Consider the following 19,532-nt stretch of genomic DNA (forward strand, 5'->3'; position numbering starts at 1 on the left):
GTGTGTTATCGCGACCGAGCCGGGCCCCGCTACAACGACCGTGGCCGGCTCACCCCGCGAGCGGCCCGGATCGCCCGCCTAGGACGCGGTCGGGCAGAACTCGGCGGAGAGCGCGTCGGTGAAGACGCTCAGGGGTGCCCAGTCGCCATTGACCTGGGTGGTGAGGCGGTGTTTGCCGTCGCGGGTGCCCATGGAGTAGCTCCAGGAGCCGTAGGTGGCGCCGGCGTTGCCCCAGACGGTGGTCCCGCAGGGCAGCTCCTGTTCGAAGATGCCCAGGCCGTAGCGGGTGCCGGGGATCCAGTTCGCTCCCTCGGTGGAGACGGTGGTGAGCATCTCGCGCAGTTGCGCGGGCGGCAGGACGCGCCCGCCGAACAGGGCGGCGAAGAACCGGTTGAGGTCGGTGGCGGTGGAGATGACGCCGCCGGCGGACCAGGCGAAGGACTGGTTCATCTGGGTGGCGTCGTAGATCGTGGGCTGGGGGTCGCGGGAGAACAGGGTGGAGTAGTGGACCGGGTGCGGGCCGCGGATCTTGGCGGCGGTGCCGGGCAGGTAGGTGCCGGTCAGGCGCAGGGGTCGGATGACGGTGCGGTCCAGCTCCTGCTCGAACGTCCTGCCCGTCGCCTTCTCGACGATCATCGCGGCGAGGATGTAGTTCGTGTTGGAGTACTTGAAGCGCTGCCCCGGCTCGCCGGTGGGCGGGTGGGCCAGGGCGATCTTCACCAGCTGTTGCGGGGTGTAGGTGTCGTAGCGGTGCTTGAACCACTCGGCGCCGACGCCCGTGGCGAAGAACTCCTCGTCGTCGGAGTATGCGTAGATGCCGCTGGTCTGGTTGAGCAGCTGCCTGATGGTGATCTTTTCGGGCTGGTAGGCGCTGTCGTCGAAGAGGCCGGGGAGGTACTTGTCCAGGGTGTCGTCCAGGCTCAGCTTGCCGGCGGCGGCGAGCTTGAGCACCACGGTGGCGGTGAAGGCCTTGGATGCGCTGCCGATGCGGAATCGCTCGTTCTGCCGGCGCTCGCGTCCGGTTTTGGTGCTGGACACGCCCGCCGAGCCGAACCAGGAGCGGCGGCCGTCGCGGACGTGGGCGACCATGCCGGGGGCGAGTTTGGCGGCCACCGCCTGGTCGAGCACCTGCTGCACCTTGGGATGTCCGGGAGCGGAGGATGCGGCTGCGGGCAGGGCTGTGGTGGCCAGGGTCGCGGCGGCGAGTAGTGCCGTAACGACGGACTGTGATCTGAGCAAGTCAGCTCCTCCATTGAGGGGTGGGCCGGAAAGGTCCTGCCGGGCGCGCCCGCCTGTTCAGCGTTTGCAATGCACGAAAAGCTAGCTTGCATTCACAAAACTATCAATTTAAATATGGGTTCTGACCGGGAATTCCTTGGGTAATTGCAATGGATGTGAGGGTGAATGCAAGTGAGGAAACTTGCAATGAGATGGACCCGAACGCAAACGGCACCCGCGCCGGCGAGCTGGCGCTCGCGATCAGGGTCCCAGTAGCACGGAAGAAATTTCCAGCGAAGTGGCGTCTGACCTGTGGTAACGGCAGAGTCGATCTCCGTGGCGGGTTGATGATCACTGCCGCTGCGTTCGTTCCGGTTGTCCGGTACGGCACGTGGAGTGGTGCGTTGTCCGAGAAGATGCTCGTTCCCGGAGATCAGCGCGGATGAGCTGATCCGGTCTTTCACGCCGACGGCGGCTGACGTGGCGTTCGTCGATCCGGGCAAGGGGCGGGGCCCGGTTGATCGGCTGGGCATGCTGGTCCAGCTCTGTACACTGCCGTGGCTCGGGTTCGTGCCCGACGATGTGGGCTCGGCACCGCCGCCGGCTGTGGCCCGGGTCGCGGAGCGGCGGGGCCTGATCGCAAGTATCTGGAGTGGCAGACCGCCCCGGCGGGCAGCCAGGCGATGAAGGAGCTGGAGCAGTTCCTGCTGGACCGGGCGATGGAGCACGACTCGCCGACGCTGCTGTTCAACCTGGCGCGCGAGTACCTGATGGCGGCCAAGATGGTCGGCACGGCCCGCAAGGGCGCCTCCGATCTGACCTCGCAGCTGGTGGGGCACCACCTCGAAGATCGCGAGTGTCGATCTTGCCGTTACTTGCTGGTTGTGCCGGTGACCAGCGGCAGCGAGATCGACGTGTCGGCCAGGTCGACGGTGACCTTGGCCCCGGTGCCGGGTTCGACGTTGCTGCTCTCGTCGAGGTTGAGGTCGTCGTTGGTTCCGGTCAGTATCAGGCCCAGCCGGTGCCCGGCCTTGAACTCGTAATCCAGCGGCAGCATCTTCCAGGTGATCTGGTAGGCCTTGCCAGGCGTCAGCGGCGCCTGGCGGCTCAGCGACTCATGGTTCTGCGCGTCCAGGATTCCCCGGGTGACCACGTGGAAGTCGGAAGTCGCCAGGTTGTCGCCGGCCTTGAGGTAGCAGCCGTCGTCACCGTCCGTGCTCTGGCCGACGCAGTCTTCACCGCCGATGAACTTCAGGCCTTCCGCGGACGTCGCGCTGCGTTCGCGGTAGTTGATGCGGGCGTCGGTGCCGTAGTCGACGAGCACGACACCCAGGTTGGCGGTCGGCTCGTTCAGGGTGACCCGCAGGCTCACCGACGGCGTCCCGGACAGCCGCATCGCCTTCTTCAACGGCGGGGTCAGGAAGGCCAGCCGGTTGGGGTCGGCGGTGTCGGGGTTGCCGGCCATCGCGATCTCAGTCTGGGCGGTGTCGAGGTAGCTGCCGGTCCCGGTCGAGGGCTTGCGGCCCAGGGAGCCGTCCTGCTGCGGCCGCAGGGTCGTCGTCCGCGCCGCGGGTGCGGGCCAGTCGGCCTGGGTGATCCAGCGGTCCGGACCGAGCTGCACATCGACGCGCGGCCGGCGCGTGATGTCGTTGGAGACGCCCATGAGTTCGTGGTCGAACCACTGGTGCAGGGTGTCGACCCACACCTCGCGGCGGGCCCAGAACGGGTCGAGGTGCCCGTACTGCGTCACCCACGCCTTGCGCTGCAGGTCGCGAGGCAGTTGGGTCCACCAGGTGGAGAACTGGTCGGCCATCACGTTCCGGTCCTGCATCCCCATCACCGAGAAGACGCTGGCGCGCACGTTGCGCGCCTTCGAAACCGGCCCGGTCCGGTAGTCGAGCTCCCGCCAATAGGCGTTGTCGTTGCCGGTGGCGTCGTCAGAGCCCTCGCTCATGCGCCGGCGCACTGCCGCGCACTTCTCGTCCGGATCCTCGTCAATCCGTGCGGCCATCCAGGCCTGCCCGTCCTTGATGTCGGTGAGGGTGCCGTTCGCGCGCCACATGTCGTACCAGCTGCTCGGCCCCGCGATCGGCACGATCGTCTCCAGCCCTCGCACCCCGGTGCCGGCGACTGCCATGGCGAGGGCACCCTCATAGGAGTGCCCGATCATCCCGGTACGGCCTGTGGTCCAGGACGCCTTGACCGGAGCGCCCTTGGCGTCGTAGGCGGTCGCCCGGCCGTTGAGCCAGTCGACGACCGCCTTGCCGCCCAGCACGTCGGACGGACCGCCGCTCGTCGGACAGCCGTCCGACAACCGGGTGCCGATCATGTCCACGGACACGAACGCGTACCCGCGCGGCACGAAGTAGTTGTCGTAGAACATCGGAAACTTCGTCAGGTTCCCGTCCGCGCCATACTTCTTCTTTTCGACCTCGAAGCCGACACCCGGTTCACCGAAGTACGGGCTCTGATGCATGATCACCGGAACCTTGAGCCCGGGACCTGACTCCTTCGGCCGGATGATGTCCACCCGGACCAGATCCTTCTTTCCGTCGCCGTCACTGTCGACCGTCGACTGCACCCGAACGTGCTCACGGATGGCGTCGGCGTAGGAGAAAGCGGGCTGCGTGAGCCCGCCGGAGACTTTGATCTTCGGCTTCGCCGTCGCGGACGCGGCGGGAGCAGCGGCGACCACGAACGGAATCGCAAGTGCGACTACGGCGAGGAGGCTTCGCCGTTTAAAACTGGACATGTGCCCTCCTTAGGGCTGGTAACTGCTGTCGATGAAGCGCCGCAGCACGGGGGTCCGGCGAGAACCTCGGGACAAGCCCGTCAAGCGGCGTCGAGGACTTCGGTGATCTTGCGGGCCATGTCCGCCGGGGTGAGGCTGGGCCGGCTCTGGTGGGTGCGGGCGGCCGCTTCGACGGCGACGCTCATGACCCGGCGGCTGACCAGGAAGAAGCCGCTGACATGGACCCGAAAGCCAACGGCTGCGCCGTGGGCCGCCAGAGTGCCCTGGCTCAGAAGGCCGGAGTGGGGCCCGACCTACGCGGTGGAGGCCAAGGATGCGATTTCAGAGTTCAGTCAAGGGGAGTCTGGTCCGCGATGTCGATGCCGGCCGAGCGCAGACGCGTCTCGATCAACGCGGTCAGCCGGGTCCAGGCCGGCTTCTGCTCTTGTCCGTGGTGAGTGAGCAGGCTGTACCGGCTCGCACTGTCGGTGCGGGCCTGGAGTCCGGCCGGGATGGGCAGCAGCGCGGGATGGGCGAGGAAGTGGTCGGCGATGGCCGTGGCGAGTTCGTCGATGCGGGGGTCGTCCGGCTCCCACTCGGCGGCGCGCCACATGCGCTTGATCAAGGACCCGTACCGGGGGTCGTCGAGGGCGCGCTCGATCCGGGAGAGGTAGTCGTCGAAGCCCTCCGGCACCAGGGCTTTGATCAGCACCAGGCCCTCCCTGGCCGTCGCCACGTCGTCCGGGGTCAAGCCGAGATCGGCGGCCCTGTCCAGGAGGGCTAGAGCGCGATCGGGCAGCAGGGCCCGGTCGCCGGTGGCGAGCCGGCGCAGCGTGTCACGCCGCGCGATCAGATCGTCGATCCGGTCGGTGAGGCGCCGTTCGACGTCAACGAGTGCGTCGGCGAACCGGCCAGGATCGGCGTCGAGCATCGCCCCGATCTCGGCCAGCGGTACGCCGGCGGCGGCCAGCGTCCGGATCTGGACCAGCCGCAGCAGGTCGGCCGATCCGTAGCGCCGGTAGCCGGAGCTGTCGCGTCGCGGCTCGCCGATCAACCCGTGGCGGTGGTAGTGCCGCACGGCCTTCACCGTGACGCCGGCGAATGCCGCCGCCTGGCCGATCGTGACGCCGTCCGTCATCGGCTCAGCCGGCCCCGTGCCCGTGCCGTGCCGGCGAGCTCGCGAACCGCGTCCGCGACCGCGCGGAAGTCCTTGCGCACGATCTTGCTGTGGTTGCTGGCAACCTTCGCACTCACCTTGATGTTCGGGTTGCGGGCGAGCACCGGGTCGAGGGTGGCGCGCGCGCTTTCCATTTCATCATGCCCGCCCCCGAGGTTGGCGCCCGTGGCGACGACATACCGGACCGGGACGGTCACACCGTCCAGGATCGGGCCGAGAGCGGCGCTGATCTCGATGAGCTCGATGTTGCTCTGGGCATGCTGCTCGGCGGACATCTTCGCGGCCATGCCCAGCCTGGAGAGCAATGGCAGCAGCCAGCGCATCCGGAGCCAGAACTGCCGGACCCGTTCCGGGGGAGCGTCAGGATAGTCGTGCGGGTAGGCGCCGTCCACGGGCACCACCCCCAGGGCGCGGTCCGGATTCCGGCCGGCCCAGTGCACCGCGACCGCCGCGCCGTAGGACCAGCCGACCACAATCGCCCGGTCCACACCCCTGGCCGCAAGGACGCTGCCGACGTCACGGACATGCGTCTCGAACGAAGCGGCCGCGGCCGAACGCCTCGATCGGCCGCGGGCCCGCATGTCATAGGTGATGTGCCGGTACTCGCCCCCGAGATCGGCGATGACCTGCCGCCAGTACGCCTGACTGGCGAACTGGCCATTGAGGTAGATCACGCAAGGGCCGGGCCCACCGGTGTCGGTCACGGCCAGCGCGGTGTCGTCGACCGGCACCATGCCGGTCCAGGCGGAGTTGAAGTTGCTCACCCGTTCAGCGTGCACCCTGACCTAAGGTCAAGGTCAAACCGGGGCGCGGGCATCGCGCACATCCGCCGAGGGGGCATGCGACCAAGCGCCTGACGTCGTCTGAACGCAAGGCGGGCAGTATGTCGTTGTGGTCGACGCCCCGCGCGCAGCAGCGCGTCGATCTGGCGGTCGGGGGCGGCTCTGCGATCGGTCCGGCGAGTGTCGACAGACGATGGTTACTCGACACCGAGATGGCCAATCCCGCAACCACACGGTGACGCGGACCCGAGTGGGGCCCAGGACACGGCCCAGGACACTGCCATCGCGTCGCCCTCCCCCACGAACCCGGGTCCGGGGTCGCTGAACTCCCCCGGCACCGCGCAGGATGATCCAACACCGTGATCGAACCGAGACGTCAGCCGGAGGTCTCATTGCTACTGGGACCCCGATCAGCCGCCGGCGCGGATGAGGCCGTGTTCGTAGGCGTACACGACGGCTTGGACGCGGTCACGGAGGCCGAGTTTGGTGAGCATCCGGGCGACGTGGGTCTTGACGGTGGCCTCGCTGACGTACAGCCGGGCCGCGACCTCGGCATTGGACAGGCCGTGCGCGACCAGGTGCAGGACCTCACGCTCGCGTGCGGTCAACGTGGCGAGCTGCGGAGTCGCGGGAAGTGGCGCGGGCGTGCGGGCGAACTCCTCGATCACCCGCCGGGTCACGGCCGGGTCGAGCAGGCCCGCGCCGGAGGAGACGATGCGGATGGCGTGGACGAGGTCTTCGGGGGGCGCGTTCTTGAGCAGGAAGCCGCTCGCCCCGGCCCGCAGCGCTTCGTACACGTAGGCGTCGATGTCGAAGGTGGTCAGGACGATGACGCGGGTCGGCGGTGGGGTGCCGGCGGACAGCCGGGTGGTGGCCTGGATGCCGTCTAGCTTCGGCATGCGGATGTCCATGAGCGTCACGTCGGGGCGGAGCCGCCTGGCCGCGGCCACCGCGGCGGCTCCGTCACCGGCCTCGCCCACCACCTCGATGTCGGGTTCCGCGGCGATGACCAGGCGCAGCCCGGCCCGGATCATCTGCTGGTCGTCGGCGAGGAGCACGCGGATCGTCATGTGGCGGGCCCGTCCAGGGGGAGGACCGCGGTGACGCGGTAGCCGGGCCCGGCGCAGGGGCCGGCCTCCAGCGTCCCGCCGTAGAGCGTGGCCCTCTCCCGCATCCCGATCAGCCCGTGCCCTCCCGCGGGCGCCGCCCGCCCGGCTCGCGGGGGCTCGCCGTCGTTGCTGATGTCGAGGCGTACGCTCTGCTCGCCGTACCGGATGACGCAGTCGATCCGGGTGGCGTCGGCGTGCTTGACGACGTTCGTGATCGCTTCTTGCAGGATCCGGTACGCAGACAGGTCGATGCCCGGCGGCAGCGGTCGCGGAGTCCCCTCAACCCGCAGTTCGGCGCTCAGCCCGCCCGCCCGTACCGGATCGAGCAGGTCGCCGGCGTCGGCCAGCCGTGGCAGCGGCGTGTGCGGGGCGGCCTGGCCGGGCTCGCGCAGCAGGCCGAGCAGCCGGTGCAGCTCGGCCAGCGCCTGGCGGCCGGTCTGCTCGGCCATCAGCAGGGCTTCCCGCTCGGCCTGCTGGTCGGGCCGCAGGATCCGCCGGATCCCGCCGACGTGCAGGGCCATCGCGGTCATGCTGCTGGCCACGACGTCGTGCAACTCGCGTGCGATCCTGGCCCGCTCCCGGTCGACTGCGACCCCGGCCTGCCAGGCGGCCTCCCGCTCGGCCTGCGCGGCCCGCTGTTCGGACAGCTGGGAGCTGAGCTGCCTGATGCGCAGCGCATGCCCGGCCAGCCACACACCGCCTGCGAACACGCCCGCGTACAGCAGATCGGCGGCCGAAGGCCCCTTCTCGATCAGCACCGCGACCTCGGCCAGGCCCACCGCCGCAGCCAGGACCGGCAACGGGTGCCGCGCCTGGTAAGCCGCCGTGCAGAGCGCGATGACCACGGCGAACACCATCGCGAAGCCGGTGTTGGAGTCCACCCCGAGCGCGGCCTGGGCGATCATGCCGGCCAGCACGGTCACCAGCGTCGCCGGCGGAAATCGCCTCCGCCACGCCAGCGCCAGGCCCGCCACGAGCCCGGTGGCGGCCACCGCGGGCCGCGGGCCGCCCACGACGGCCCCGGTCCACACCTCGGCCTGGGCCAGGCCGGCGATGCCCAGCGCCAGCAGCACGTCGCGCCGGGCCGGCGATGCGGCGAGCCCGGCCATGAGTTGACGATAGACCTGGGGGCAACCGCCGTAGTCAGCCTTGAGAGCGACGTTTTCCGGCGGCTGCCTGGTCCCTTCGGACGACCCGGATCGAGTCGTGCTGCCGACGCATTCGAGGGGCGCCCGGCAGGACAGTGGAGGCGCCGGCCGCCATCAGAACGGCCACGACCCAGGAGGGACACCATGTCGGCTTTCTCCGACGCCCGCCGTCCTCGCCGCATCGCGTCAGGGATCGGCCTGCTCGGGTTCGGCACGCTGCTTCTCGCTCAGGACCCCTTCGACCCGACCGGCGACGCCGGTTTCTACGACGCCTCCGTCAGCCATCCGGAGCGGTTGACCGTCTCGGCGCTGATCCTGCTGGCATCGGCGGTGCTCACCGTTCCGGCGATCGGCGGCATCATCCATCAGGCCCGCGACCGCGGCTCGCTCCTCGCCCACCTGGGCGCACTGTTCACCCTGCTCGGCGCGCTGGGGCACATGGGGCTCACCACCGTCTATCTGGTCATGCGGTCACTGGCCGGCGGAGATCCGGCACAGATGCGCGCCTTCGAGGGCAGGCTCAACGCCGACCCGGCACTGGTGGTCTTCTTCGTCCTGCTGACCAGTTTCGGCCTCGGCCTGGCGCTGCTGGCCTGGGCGGCGTGGCGAGCCGGGCTGATCGGCTGGTGGGCCCCGGCGCTGATCACCTTCGTCGCGATCGCCCACAACGCGCTGCCCGACGACCCGCCGATCGTGGTCAAGCTCGGCGCGATCGGCGCGATCGCCGTGGTCTTCGGCCGGCTGGGCATCCGTACCCTCAGGCTGTCCGACGCCGACTGGGACGTCACCGCCACGGTGGGACACCAGCCGGCGCCCACCGGCCGGCACTACGGCAGGGCGTAGACCTGGCCGGTCTGCGAGCCTTCGATCGAGCGGACGTAAGCCTGGGCGACCTCGCTGAGGTCGACCGGCGGGAAGCCGGGGAAGTAGGCCCCGTACTTCTCGAGGTCCTCGGTGAAGATCGTCGGGGAGACGGCGTTGATGCGCTGGGGTGCGATCTCGATGGCGGCCGCCCGTACGAACGCCTCCACCGCGCCGTTGGCCATGGACGCGGCACTGCCGGTGGCGACGGGCTCACGGGCCAGCACCCCGCTGATCAGGGTGAAGGACCCCCGCTCGGAAACGTGCGCGATCCCCTGGCGCACCAGCTCGATCTGGCTGAGCACCTTGCCGTCGAACGCCGCCTGGTAGTCCTGCGGCGTCATCTCCGCGAACGGCTTCCAGGGGACATCGCCGGCGGCGCTGACCACGGCATCGACCGTGTCCGCCTTCGCGTACAGTGCCGTGATTTGCGCGGGGTCGGAGATGTCGTGGCGGAGCTCACCACTACGCCGGCCGGCGGTGAGGACGTCATGGCCACGCCCGAGCAGCGTCTCACGCAAGGCGGTGCCGAGCGTGCCGCCGGCGCCGATGAGCAGAATCTTCATGGCCACGACGTTACGGCGGCCCGCGGCCCGCAGTGAAATGCTCTTCAGGCGGCATTTATGCTCGGCGTTTATGAATGTGGAACTGCGTCATCTCCGGGCCCTGGCGGCGATCGGCGACGAGGGGACGATCACCGGTGCCGCACTCGCTCTCCACATGACCCAGCCCGCGCTTTCCCGCACCTTGGAACAGTTGGAGAGCCGCCTGGGGACCCGGCTGGTGGAGCGCACCACGCGCCGCCTCACGCTCACCGAAGCCGGCCGGCGGCTGTGGGAGCACGCCCACCGCATTCTCGGCCAGGTGGACTCCGCGCTGGCCGAGGCGGCCACCGGGACGCGGCCACGCTCCCTCCGCGCGGCCTTCGCCTGGTCCGCGCTGGGCAGCCACACCGTCCCCCTCCTTCGCGCCTGGCGTGAGCGCCACCCCGACACGCCTGTGCACGTCCGGCGCGTGGACGACCCCGAAGCGGCCGTACGCCGAGGCGAGGCCGACGTGGCATTCCTGCGCGCCGAGCCCACCCCCGACCCCGGCCTCGCGAGCTGCTCCCTCATCAGCGAGCAGCGCGTGGCGGCCGTGCCTGAGGAGCATCACCTCGCCCAGCGCCCGGCCGTGCGCCTGGCCGATCTCGCGGGCCAGCCCGTCGCCGTGTGCTCGACCGCCTCGACCACGCGCGCCGACCTGTGGCCCGACACCCAGCGGCCCCCGACCTTCCAGGTGCCCGGCGTGGACGAATGGCTCACCACCATCGCCACCGGCGAGGCCGTCGGGGTGACCACCGCGGGCATCAGCTACACCCATCCCCACCCAGGCATCCGCTACCTGCCCTTGTCCGATGCCGCCCCGGTGACGGTGTACATGGTGTGGCCGAGCAGCCCCTCGCATCCCGCGACCGAGGCCTTCCGCCGGCTGGTGCAACAGCAACTGGTGTCCTAGCGTCGGCGCGGTGCGGGTCTGCTGTTCCCGGACCGTGCGGCAGCGGCGTACGGCCTCAGGGGCGGGCTTCAGCGGGGTTTGCGGAGGGTGACGGCGAGGGCGGCGGCGGCCAGGAGGGCGGCGGTGCCGTACATCCAGGAGACCTCCCACGTGAGGGTCATGCCGCCGAGGACGGTGCCCAGCCCGATGCCCGCGTAGATCGCGGAGGAGTTCAGGGAGACCAGCAACGCGGCCTCCCCCGGCGCGGCGGAGATGAGACGGTGCTGCTGCGGCGGGGTCTGGCACCAGCTGCTCGCTCCCCACCCCACCATGAGCACGCCGACCGCGACGGGGATCGCCACATCCGACGCCGCGAGCCAGGCCAGTATGCCCATGGTGAGCGCCATCAGCACGTAGCCGATCGCGAGGACCCGGCGCGCGCCCCACCGGTCAGTCGCGTAACCGGACAGCAGGTTGCCCGCGACGGCGCCGGCGCCGTACAGGAAGAGCATCAACCCGATCGCCGAGACGCCGACCCCCTCCAAGGCGGGGACGCTGTAGGCATAGGCCGTGTAGGCGGCCGCCATGCCCAGCACGGTCAACGGCAGCACGCGCACCACGGCCGGATGGCGCAGCACCGCGAGCCGGCTCCGGAGCGGGACCTGAGGGCCCCCTGGCAGCCGAGGCATGATCGCGAAGACTCCGGCGGCCACCACCCCGCTGAGCCCGGCGACCAATCCCAGCGCGCTGCGCCAGCCGAGCCACTGGGCGGCCACGTTGCCCAACGGCACCCCGAGCGCTGTCGCGATCGTCAGCCCGCCGACCACCACGGCCAACGCCCGGGCCCGCGACTCCGGCCGCACGAGGGAGGCGGCCACCGCGCCCGCGTTCGGCGTGTAGGCGGCGGCACCCAATGCGGCCAGCACGCGGGTCGCGATCAGGATCGGCAGGCTGGGCGCCAGCGCCGACCCCACGTTCGCCAGTCCGAGCACGATCAGCGCCCCCACGAGCAGCCGCCGTCGCGGCAGCCGGGCCGTCAACGTCGCCAGCACCGGCGACCCGATGGCGTACGCTGCCGCGAACACGGTCGTCGACTGCCCGGCGGCCGCTTCGGAGACGTGCAACGACGCCGCCATCTCGGGCAGAAATCCGGCCACCACGAAGGCATCGGTCCCTACCGCGAACGTGCCCAGCGCCAGCACCAGCGCCGAGCTCGGCCGGGTCCTAATCGGGACATCCAACATCCCTGTTCTCCTCAAGTGAATGCGGCACCTCGGGGAGGTGCCGCGAGCTTTCTGCTACGGCGGCGCGCGAGACGGAGCGGCGGTCTACCGGACGGACCCGCTAAGAGGCGGACACGCCACCCTTCAGGGGGTGAGGCGGGCGTACCGCTGCCGCATCCGGGCCGCCGCCTCGGCCGGAGCCGTGGCGACCAGGTCAGCCACGGTCTGGCCGGCCAGCTCTCGCCGCCAGGCCAGCTCCGCCCTGCGCATGGCCGTGGCCACCCCGCACGGCCGGGCGAACTCCGGCGCGGGCTCCACCCCGCGCTGCCGGATCTCGGTGCACCGGAACGCCTCGTCCGGCCCCTCCAGCGCGGTCACCACGTCCATCAACGTGATCCGTTCCGGCGACCGGGCCAGCAGGAACCCGCCGTTGACCCCGGGGGCCGAGGTGAGGATGCCGGCTCTGACCAGGGACTGTAGCCGCTTCTTCAGATATGCGGGCGGCAGCTCGAACAGCGTGGCGAACTTCGCCGTGGACACCGGTCGCTCATCGAGCCATGCCAGCGTGAGGCAGCAGTGCAGCCCCCACTCGACTCCCTCACCCATCCGCATGAATCGGGATATTACACGTCCCGATTGGCCGCAGGCCCGGAGGGGCACCACCACGCTGGCGGCAAGCGCCATCCCGGCACAACGTGCACTGCGTCTGAACCGCGCGTGACCGGAAAGGGCGCCCTCCAGCGGGGACGTGGAGGGCGCCCTTTCCGGTCACTGCAGCAGGTCGCGCCAGCGTTCGGCCGACGCCAGGCCGTCCAGGCTGATCCGCTCCAGGAACGCACCGCCCCTGGCCAGGCGGCGCCCCACGGGCGTGTCGAGCCCGATCGCCTCCCCCGCCGCCTTCGCGACCTCCGCCGCCGCGAGCGTCTGCCGCGAGCTGATCACCGTCGATTGGAACCAGGCGTCGTCGTCGACCACGTAGATGTCGCGCCGCCGCTGCGGATCACGCTCGCGCCTGATCAGCCCCTGCTGGGTCAGGTAACCCACCGCCGTGGAGATCGAGGCGGGACTGACGTTCAGCCCGCGCGACAGGTCGGCCGCAGCGAGCCGGCCGTCCTCGCTCAGCCACAGGCCGATGAGCACGCGCGCCATCATTTTCGGCAGGCCCATCCCGATCGCCATCTCGACGGCTTCCTCCTCCACCTCGAAGACCTTGCGGTCCTTGGGGTCGGCCGGACGAGCCGGGGTGCCGCGCCGCGCGCGCCGCGCCGCCGCCTGGTGCGCCCGCTCGGGGCGGTAGTCGCCGGGGCCGCCGTTGCGGCCGACCTCGCGGCTGATCGTCGAGGTCGGCCGGTCCAGGCGCCTGGCGATCTCGGCGTAGGAGCGGCCCTCGGCGAGGCCGGTCGCGATGCGCTGGCGATCCTGCCGGGTCAACCTTCCTTCTGACATCACCCCATCATTGCGTTCGGCACCACACAATGCAACGGTTCATTGCATTCAGCTTCAGCGTCAACGCATCAATTTAACGGCTTTGAACTGCGGATATATGCATCGATTAATTGACAGAATTTCTGAAAGCAACGTAGCTTTCAATCATGATGAACGCGTACTATCGCGACGAGCCGGTCGCGCCGTCCCTCGACCGCGCACCCGCCTGTCCCTTCGATCCCGCCCCTTCGCTCACCGCCCTGCGGGCGGAGCAGCCGATCGCCCGCTTGGCCGCGCCCGAGGGCGCCCCCGGCGTCTGGATGATCACCGGATACGACCTGGTCCGCCAGATCCTCGCCGACCCGCGCTTCAGCTCCCGCTACGAAACCCACTACCACCCCCTGGCGGGCGGGCACCTGCCGCCGGCCCCCGTCGGCGACCTGACCGGCATGGACGCACCCCAGCACACCCGCTTCCGCAAGCTGCTGGCGGGCAAGTTCACCGTCCGCAGGATGAACCTGCTCACCGAGCGGGTCACCGAGATCACCCGCGAGCGGCTCGACGCGATGGAGCGGCAGGGGCCGCCCGCCGACCTCGTCCAGGTCTTCACGCAGCCGGTGCCGGCGCTGATGATCTGCGAGCTGCTCGGCGTGCCGTTCGAGGACCGTGACCAGTTCCAGAGCTCCACCCGGGCCCTGCCGGACGGGACAGCCGAGGCGCAGTACGCCGCCTTCGTCGAGCTCGGCACGTACCTGCGGGAGCTCGCGCTCGCCAAGCGGGCCAAGCCGACCGACGACCTGCTCAGCGACCTGGCCACCGGCGGCGACCTGACCGACGAGGAGCTCGGCGGCGTGGCCGCGTTCCTGCTCGGCGCCGGGCTCGACACCACCGCCAACATGCTCGCGCTCGGCACCTTCGCCCTGCTGCGCGACCCGGCCCAGCTCACCGCCCTGCGCGACGACCCCGATCTGGCCGCCGGCGCCGTGGAGGAGCTGCTGCGTTACCTGTCCGTCGCCGCCACCGGCATGCGCGGCGTGCTGGAGGACGTGGAGCTCGGCGGCAGGCAGCTCAAGGCGGGCGACACGGTCGTCATCGCGATCAACACCGCCAACCGGGACCCGGCCAGGTTCTCCGACCCCGACGTGCTCGATCTGCGCCGCTCGGCCGCCGGGCATCTGGCCTTCGGCCACGGCGTCCATCAGTGCCTCGGCCAGCAGCTTGCCCGCATCGAGATGCGCGTCGCGTTTCCCGCGCTGCTCAGCCGCTTCCCGACGCTGCGGCTGGCCGTACCGGCTGAAGAGCTGTCGCTGCGCACCGACCCCTCGCAGGTGTACGGCGTGCACAGCCTGCCCGTCACCTGGGATCGGGGGTGACCGCGATGCGAACCTTCGTCTCGGCGACAGGGCTGCGCAAGTCCTACGGCGCCCATCGCGTCCTGGACGGCATCGACCTCACCATCCCGCAGGGCACCGTCTTCTCGCTGCTCGGCCCCAACGGCGCGGGCAAGACCACCGCGGTGCAGATCCTGTCCACCCTGATCAAGGCCGACGCGGGCGAGATCTGGGTGGCCGGGCACGACCTGGCCAGGGAACCCGACCAGGTGCGTGCCGCGATCGGCGTCACCGGGCAGTTCTCCGCGGTCGACAGCTTCCTCACCGGCGAGGAGAACCTGCGGCTCATGGCCGACCTGCTCCACCTAGGCCGCGCCAGGGGCCGCAGCCGCGCCCGCGAGCTGCTGGAGCGCTTCGACCTCACCGACGCCGCGCGCAAGCCCGCGGCCACCTACTCGGGCGGCATGCGCCGCCGGCTCGACCTCGCCATGACCATGGTCGGCACGCCCGAGCTCATCTTCCTCGACGAACCGACCACGGGCCTGGACCCGCGCAGCCGCCGCACCATGTGGCAGATCGTCCGGGACCTGGTCCAGCAGGACGGCGTGACCATCTTCCTGACCACCCAGTACCTGGAGGAGGCCGACGAGCTCGCCGACCGCATCGCGCTGCTCAGCCAGGGCCGGCTGGTGGCCGAGGGCACCCCTGAGGAGCTCAAGCGCATGGTCCCTGGCGGCCACATCGTCGTGCGCTTCGCCGACCCCGACGGGTACCGCAGGGCGGCCGGCCAGGTCGGCGCCACCTCCAGCGACGACGCGGCGCTCACCGTCCAGATCCCCGACTCCGGCGGAGTCAGGACGCTGAGGAAGCTCCTGGAGTGGCTGGACGCGCACGCCGTCGACGTCGCCGAGCTGTCGGTGCACACCCCCAACCTGGACGACGTCTTCCTCACCCTGACCCAGGAGCCCTCGACCCAGGAGCCCTCCCGATGAGAGCGATCACCGACTCGGCGACGATGCTGCGGCGCCAGGTCAAGCACATCTGGCGCTACCCCACGCTGATCCTCACGTTCGCGGCCGTGCCCGTGGTGTTCCTGCTGCTGTTCGTCTACGTCTTCGGCGGCACCATGGGCGCGGGCATCGGCGCCGACCGGGCCGCCTACGCCGGTTACCTCACCCCAGGCATCATGATCACGACGATCGTCGGGGCCGCGCAGGGAACCGCGATCTCGGTGGCGACCGACATGACCGAGGGCATCATCGCCAGGTTCAAGACCATGGCCATCGCCCGCGTCTCGGTGCTCACCGGGCACGTGCTCGGGGCGATGGTGCAGACGTTCCTCGCGCTTGCCATGGTGACCGCGGTGGCGTTGCTGATCGGGTTCCGCCCGCCCGCCTCGGTGCTGGACTGGCTCGGCGTGGTCGGTGTGCTGGCCATGTTCACCTTCGCCATCACCTGGCTGTCGGTCGCGCTCGCCCTGGTCACCAGGAACGTGGCCACGGCCAGCAACCTGCCGATGCCGCTGATGCTGCTGCCGTTCCTCGGCAGCGGCTTCGTCCCGACCGAGTCGATGCCGGCCGGTCTGCGCTGGTTCGCCGAGCACCAGCCGGCCACCCCCGTCATCGAGACGCTGCGCGCGCTGCTGGCCGGGCGTCCGGCCGGGTCCAGCTTCCTGGAGGCGGCCGCGTGGAGCGCGGGCATCGCCCTGGTCAGCTACCTGTGGGCGCGCAGGCTCTACAACCGGTGAGGCTCGCTGGATCCGGCGGCGGCGAGCTGCGTGATGCCACAGGCCGACTCGAACCGCCACGGAACCGGCGGTTCGACGACCCTCCGACCGCGGTGGCCGAGAATCCCTGACCTCTTGGTTAGGCTTGCGGGCATGCCAGACACGCAGTACGAAGACCTGCTCCGCCACGTGCTCGACACGGGCGCCCGCAAACACGACCGCACCGGCACGGGGACGCGGTCGATCTTCGGTCACCAGCTGCGCTACCGGCTCTCCGACGGCTTCCCGCTGATCACGACGAAGAAGGTCCACTTTCGCTCGGTCGCCTATGAGCTGCTGTGGTTCCTGCGCGGCGACTCGAACGTCACGTGGCTCCGGGACAACGGCGTCACGATCTGGGACGAGTGGGCGGCCCCGGACGGTGATCTCGGCCCGATCTACGGCGTGCAGTGGCGGTCGTGGCCGACCCCGGACGGCGGGCATGTCGACCAGATCAGCGAGGTGCTGCGCACGCTGCGCGACAATCCCGACTCCCGGCGGATCATCGTGTCCGCCTGGAACGTCGCCGACATCCCGCAGATGGCGCTGCCCCCCTGCCACGCGTTCTTCCAGTTCTACGTCGCCGACGGCAAGCTGTCCTGCCAGCTCTACCAGCGAAGCGCGGACCTGTTCCTCGGCGTGCCGTTCAACATCGCGAGCTACGCCCTGCTGACGCACATGATCGCCGAGCAGGTGGGCCTCGGCGTCGGTGACTTCGTCTGGACCGGCGGCGACTGTCACATCTACGACAACCACGAGGACCAGGTCCGTACCCAGCTCGCCCGCGAGGCGCGGCCGTTCCCCGTGCTGAGCCTGAAGCCGGCGACCAGCCTGTTCGACTACACCTACGAGCACATCGCGCTCGACGGTTACAACCCGCACCCCGCCATCAAGGCCCCGGTGGCGGTGTGATCGGGCTGGTCTGGGCACAGTCGGCGAACGGCGTCATCGGCCGTGACGGCACGCTGCCGTGGCACCTGCCGGAGGACCTGAAGCACTTCCGCTCCCTGACCGCGGGCGCGACCGTCCTCATGGGCCGCCGCACGTGGGAGTCGCTGCCGCCGCGGTTCCGTCCGCTGCCGGGCAGGCGCAATCTCGTGCTGTCACGCACGCCGCAGGAGGGCGTGGACACGTTCCCCGACCTGCGGCAGGCGCTCGCAGCGGCGTCCGGGGACGTGTGGGTGATCGGTGGCGCGGCCGTCTACCGGGCGGCACTGCCCGTCGCGGACCGCATCGTGGTCACCGAGATCCGGGAGTCCTTCGAAGGCGACACCCACGCACCGGACGTGGGACGCTCGCCGGACTCCGTCGGGGCATGGCAGGAGTCTTCGACCGGGCTGCACTACCGCTTCCTGACCTGGGGCTGAGGCCGATCTCGCGGAAGGAGCATCCCGAAGGAAAGGCACCTTGTGCGCGCCTCTCGCGCGTGCGGACCGCTACGGCCATTGCCCTCGACGCTGGGTCGTGGAGGTGCCGTCGGGGAAGCCGATGGTGATCTCCTCGTCGGAGACGTGCACGGTGACGGCGTCGCGGAGCGCGCCTGGGTGGACGGCGTCGCCGGAGAGTACGACCAGCGAGATGTGCAGTCCTGGCGTGTCGGCGTACAGGCAGGGGATCGCTGAGTGCGGGCCGAACGCGTTGGACTCGACCTCTCGCGACACGCTCGTCCGCCGCCAGCCGTGCAGGCCGATGATCGCGGAGGTGAGGCCGTCGGCGCGGCGCGCGAGGGCCCAGCCGCGGCCGGTGGCGACCGCGGGCGGGGTGGTGTCGGAGACGGCGTAGCCGCCTTCGCGTACCGTGCACGAGCCGCCGTCCGCGATCTCGTGGACGCGGATCTCCCAGGGGCCGCGCACGGTGGAGGTGCTGGTGACCCGCGCGCCCGCGGCGGTTTCGTGCGAGGAGGAGGCGGTGGCGCCGTCGCACGACAGCGGCTTGATGGCGGCCCGGCGCGAGTGGGTGCCGTCCGGCGCGATGAGCGCGAGATGGTTGTCGACGTCGCGGGTCCAGGCGTGCTCGGCCGCCTCCGGCCCGGTGCGGGTGGAGTAGGCGAGCTTGGCGTAGTGGGGGTCGTCGGGCGGCGCGCCGTGATCGCTGCCGTGGTTGAGCAGGCGGACGATCCCGTCATGGCGGGTGCCGTGCAGGAGCAGTCCGGCGGCCGGGATGGCCGCGCTCACGTCGCGCTCGTCGATGGGCAGCGGTTGCTCGCGCTCGGTCCACACCGGGTGGGCGGGCGGTAGCAGCAACCCGAGGAAGGCCTTCGAGGCCCAGTAGGGCGAGGCGGGCCCCGAGTACGCCTGCGTCGCCGGCAGGAACGGCCCGTACCAGCCCAGGGAGAGCAGCCCGTCCCGATCGGGAACCCCTCGTTCGGCGAAGTGGCGCACCACGGAGGAGGCCAGCTTCCTGGTCTGTCCCGGCGCGAGCGGTGTGGCGCCGGTGAGCGCGCCCAGCCAGACGGGCGCCAGGGCGGCGAAGCGGTACGTGAGCGAGCGGCCGTGATGGACGGGCGCGCCATCAGACCCGAAGAAATGCTGATATGTCCCGAGAAATTCGTTCAGGCGCCCCGCGTAGATCCCGGCCCGCTCCGCGTCCCCCGACATGCGCGTCCACAGCAGCGGATACAGGTGCAGCGCCCACCCGCAGTAATAGTCGAAGTTCCGGGAACCCCCGTCGGTGTACCAGCCGTCCCCGGCGTACCAGTTCTCGATCCGCTCCAGTCCACGATCGATCTCCCGCTGCTCGTACGGCCCGCCCACCGACTTGAGGAACTCCTCCGTCACCGTCTGGAACAGCATCCAGTTGTTGTCCCAGGTGCGCTTGCCCACGAAGCCGCCGAGCCAGTCGACCACGCGTTCCCGCACGCCGGCGTCGAGCCGGTCCCACAGCCACGGCCTGGTCTCGTGCAGCCCGATCGCGATAGAGGCGGCCTCCACCATCTGCTGCGAGCAGTCGGTCAGCACCGGCCACGCCTCTCCGCCGGAGGGGTCGGTGCCCGCGGCGAGCCCCCTGGCGTACCGCTCGATCAGGTGGGGCGCGTCTCCCGCCGCGCCCGCGATGCGGAACGCGGCGGTCAGGAACGTGCGGGCGTACCCTTCCAGCCCGTCGAGGGCGACGCCCGACCAGCTCGCCCGGCCCGGCAGCCGGATCTGGGCGTGGCCGGGCGAGGCGAACGGCGCCACCGCGTCGAGCAGGCGGTCGGCCAGGGCCTCCCAATGTGCCCGGGTCCAGCCGGTGCGCGGGGAGAGCACGCGGTCGCTCGGCGGCAGCGGCAGGTAGGGAGGGATCATGC

At 70.6% G+C, this 19,532-nt stretch carries 19 protein-coding genes; 8 read left to right on the top strand and 11 right to left on the bottom strand.

Features of this window, described 5'->3' with window-relative positions:
• Positions 1 to 78 precede the first annotated feature (78 nt).
• Positions 79 to 1,239, bottom strand: a complete 1,161-nt coding sequence (locus ETD85_RS05135) for a serine hydrolase domain-containing protein (protein ID WP_138688433.1) — start codon at positions 1,237 to 1,239, stop codon at positions 79 to 81.
• 378 nt (positions 1,240 to 1,617) lie between these two features.
• Between ETD85_RS05135 and ETD85_RS05140 the strand changes: the two genes are divergently transcribed.
• Complete coding sequence (locus ETD85_RS05140; RefSeq protein WP_276617175.1) at positions 1,618 to 1,905, top strand: DUF4158 domain-containing protein; 288 nt, start codon at positions 1,618 to 1,620, stop codon at positions 1,903 to 1,905.
• 184 nt (positions 1,906 to 2,089) lie between these two features.
• Here the strand turns inward: ETD85_RS05140 and ETD85_RS05145 are convergent, their stop codons facing one another.
• The 5 genes from ETD85_RS05145 to ETD85_RS05165 form a co-directional block, all read right to left on the bottom strand.
• Positions 2,090 to 3,970, bottom strand: a complete 1,881-nt coding sequence (locus tag ETD85_RS05145; protein WP_138688434.1) for a CocE/NonD family hydrolase — start codon at positions 3,968 to 3,970, stop codon at positions 2,090 to 2,092.
• A gap of 328 nt (positions 3,971 to 4,298) precedes the next feature.
• On the bottom strand, positions 4,299 to 5,087 hold the full coding sequence (locus tag ETD85_RS05150) for a MerR family transcriptional regulator (RefSeq protein ID WP_138688435.1): 789 nt from the start codon (positions 5,085 to 5,087) through the stop codon (positions 4,299 to 4,301).
• Entirely contained in the window at positions 5,084 to 5,860 is a 777-nt protein-coding gene (locus ETD85_RS05155; protein ID WP_138688436.1) for an alpha/beta fold hydrolase, read from the bottom strand. The genes ETD85_RS05150 and ETD85_RS05155 overlap by 4 nt, the downstream gene beginning before the upstream one ends.
• A gap of 458 nt (positions 5,861 to 6,318) precedes the next feature.
• Positions 6,319 to 6,978 carry a response regulator gene (locus ETD85_RS05160; RefSeq protein WP_138688437.1) on the bottom strand — a complete coding sequence of 220 codons (660 nt, stop codon included), beginning with the start codon at positions 6,976 to 6,978 and terminating at the stop codon, positions 6,319 to 6,321.
• On the bottom strand, positions 6,975 to 8,126 hold the full coding sequence (locus ETD85_RS05165; protein ID WP_138688438.1) for a sensor histidine kinase: 1,152 nt from the start codon (positions 8,124 to 8,126) through the stop codon (positions 6,975 to 6,977). The genes ETD85_RS05160 and ETD85_RS05165 overlap by 4 nt, the downstream gene beginning before the upstream one ends.
• 183 nt (positions 8,127 to 8,309) lie before the next feature.
• Here ETD85_RS05165 and ETD85_RS05170 point away from each other — a divergent pair, with 183 nt between their 5' ends.
• Positions 8,310 to 9,008, top strand: coding sequence for a hypothetical protein (locus ETD85_RS05170; protein ID WP_138688439.1), 699 nt, complete (start codon positions 8,310 to 8,312; stop codon positions 9,006 to 9,008).
• Here ETD85_RS05170 and ETD85_RS05175 read toward each other — a convergent pair.
• Complete coding sequence (locus ETD85_RS05175) at positions 8,993 to 9,592, bottom strand: short chain dehydrogenase (protein ID WP_138688440.1); 600 nt, start codon at positions 9,590 to 9,592, stop codon at positions 8,993 to 8,995. The genes ETD85_RS05170 and ETD85_RS05175 overlap by 16 nt on opposite strands.
• A gap of 70 nt (positions 9,593 to 9,662) precedes the next feature.
• Between ETD85_RS05175 and ETD85_RS05180 the strand changes: the two genes are divergently transcribed.
• The gene (locus tag ETD85_RS05180) at positions 9,663 to 10,523 is read left to right on the top strand and encodes a LysR family transcriptional regulator (RefSeq protein ID WP_138688441.1); all 861 of its coding nucleotides are present in this window, start codon (positions 9,663 to 9,665) and stop codon (positions 10,521 to 10,523) included.
• Positions 10,524 to 10,591: 68 nt separating this feature from the next.
• Here the strand turns inward: ETD85_RS05180 and ETD85_RS05185 are convergent, their stop codons facing one another.
• From ETD85_RS05185 to ETD85_RS05195, 3 genes are all read right to left on the bottom strand, one after another.
• Positions 10,592 to 11,746, bottom strand: coding sequence for an MFS transporter (locus tag ETD85_RS05185; RefSeq protein WP_138688442.1), 1,155 nt, complete (start codon positions 11,744 to 11,746; stop codon positions 10,592 to 10,594).
• A 123-nt stretch (positions 11,747 to 11,869) separates the two neighbouring features.
• Positions 11,870 to 12,337: an RrF2 family transcriptional regulator gene (locus ETD85_RS05190; protein ID WP_138688443.1), complete on the bottom strand. Its 468-nt coding sequence runs from the start codon at positions 12,335 to 12,337 to the stop codon at positions 11,870 to 11,872.
• Positions 12,338 to 12,493: 156 nt separating this feature from the next.
• Positions 12,494 to 13,156 carry a helix-turn-helix domain-containing protein gene (locus ETD85_RS05195; RefSeq protein ID WP_206058088.1) on the bottom strand — a complete coding sequence of 221 codons (663 nt, stop codon included), beginning with the start codon at positions 13,154 to 13,156 and terminating at the stop codon, positions 12,494 to 12,496.
• Positions 13,157 to 13,320: 164 nt separating this feature from the next.
• On the opposite strand from ETD85_RS05195, the gene ETD85_RS05200 reads away from it, so the two are divergent.
• The 5 genes from ETD85_RS05200 (at position 13,321) to ETD85_RS05220 (ending at position 17,613) form a co-directional block, all read left to right on the top strand.
• On the top strand, positions 13,321 to 14,523 hold the full coding sequence (locus ETD85_RS05200) for a cytochrome P450 (protein ID WP_138688493.1): 1,203 nt from the start codon (positions 13,321 to 13,323) through the stop codon (positions 14,521 to 14,523).
• A 5-nt stretch (positions 14,524 to 14,528) separates the two neighbouring features.
• On the top strand, positions 14,529 to 15,473 hold the full coding sequence (locus tag ETD85_RS05205) for an ATP-binding cassette domain-containing protein (RefSeq protein WP_138688445.1): 945 nt from the start codon (positions 14,529 to 14,531) through the stop codon (positions 15,471 to 15,473).
• Entirely contained in the window at positions 15,470 to 16,228 is a 759-nt protein-coding gene (locus tag ETD85_RS05210) for an ABC transporter permease (protein WP_138688446.1), read from the top strand. Before ETD85_RS05205 ends, ETD85_RS05210 begins: the two co-directional genes overlap by 4 nt.
• A gap of 132 nt (positions 16,229 to 16,360) precedes the next feature.
• Entirely contained in the window at positions 16,361 to 17,158 is a 798-nt protein-coding gene (locus tag ETD85_RS05215) for a thymidylate synthase (protein WP_138688447.1), read from the top strand.
• Positions 17,155 to 17,613: a dihydrofolate reductase gene (locus ETD85_RS05220; RefSeq protein WP_138688448.1), complete on the top strand. Its 459-nt coding sequence runs from the start codon at positions 17,155 to 17,157 to the stop codon at positions 17,611 to 17,613. The genes ETD85_RS05215 and ETD85_RS05220 overlap by 4 nt, the downstream gene beginning before the upstream one ends.
• Positions 17,614 to 17,682: 69 nt before the next feature.
• On the opposite strand, the gene ETD85_RS05225 is transcribed toward ETD85_RS05220, so the two are convergent.
• Positions 17,683 to 19,530: a DUF2264 domain-containing protein gene (locus tag ETD85_RS05225; RefSeq protein WP_138688449.1), complete on the bottom strand. Its 1,848-nt coding sequence runs from the start codon at positions 19,528 to 19,530 to the stop codon at positions 17,683 to 17,685.
• Positions 19,531 to 19,532: the final 2 nt, after the last annotated feature.

It is taken from the genome of Nonomuraea zeae (assembly GCF_005889725.1).
Lineage (GTDB): Bacteria > Actinomycetota > Actinomycetes > Streptosporangiales > Streptosporangiaceae > Nonomuraea > Nonomuraea zeae.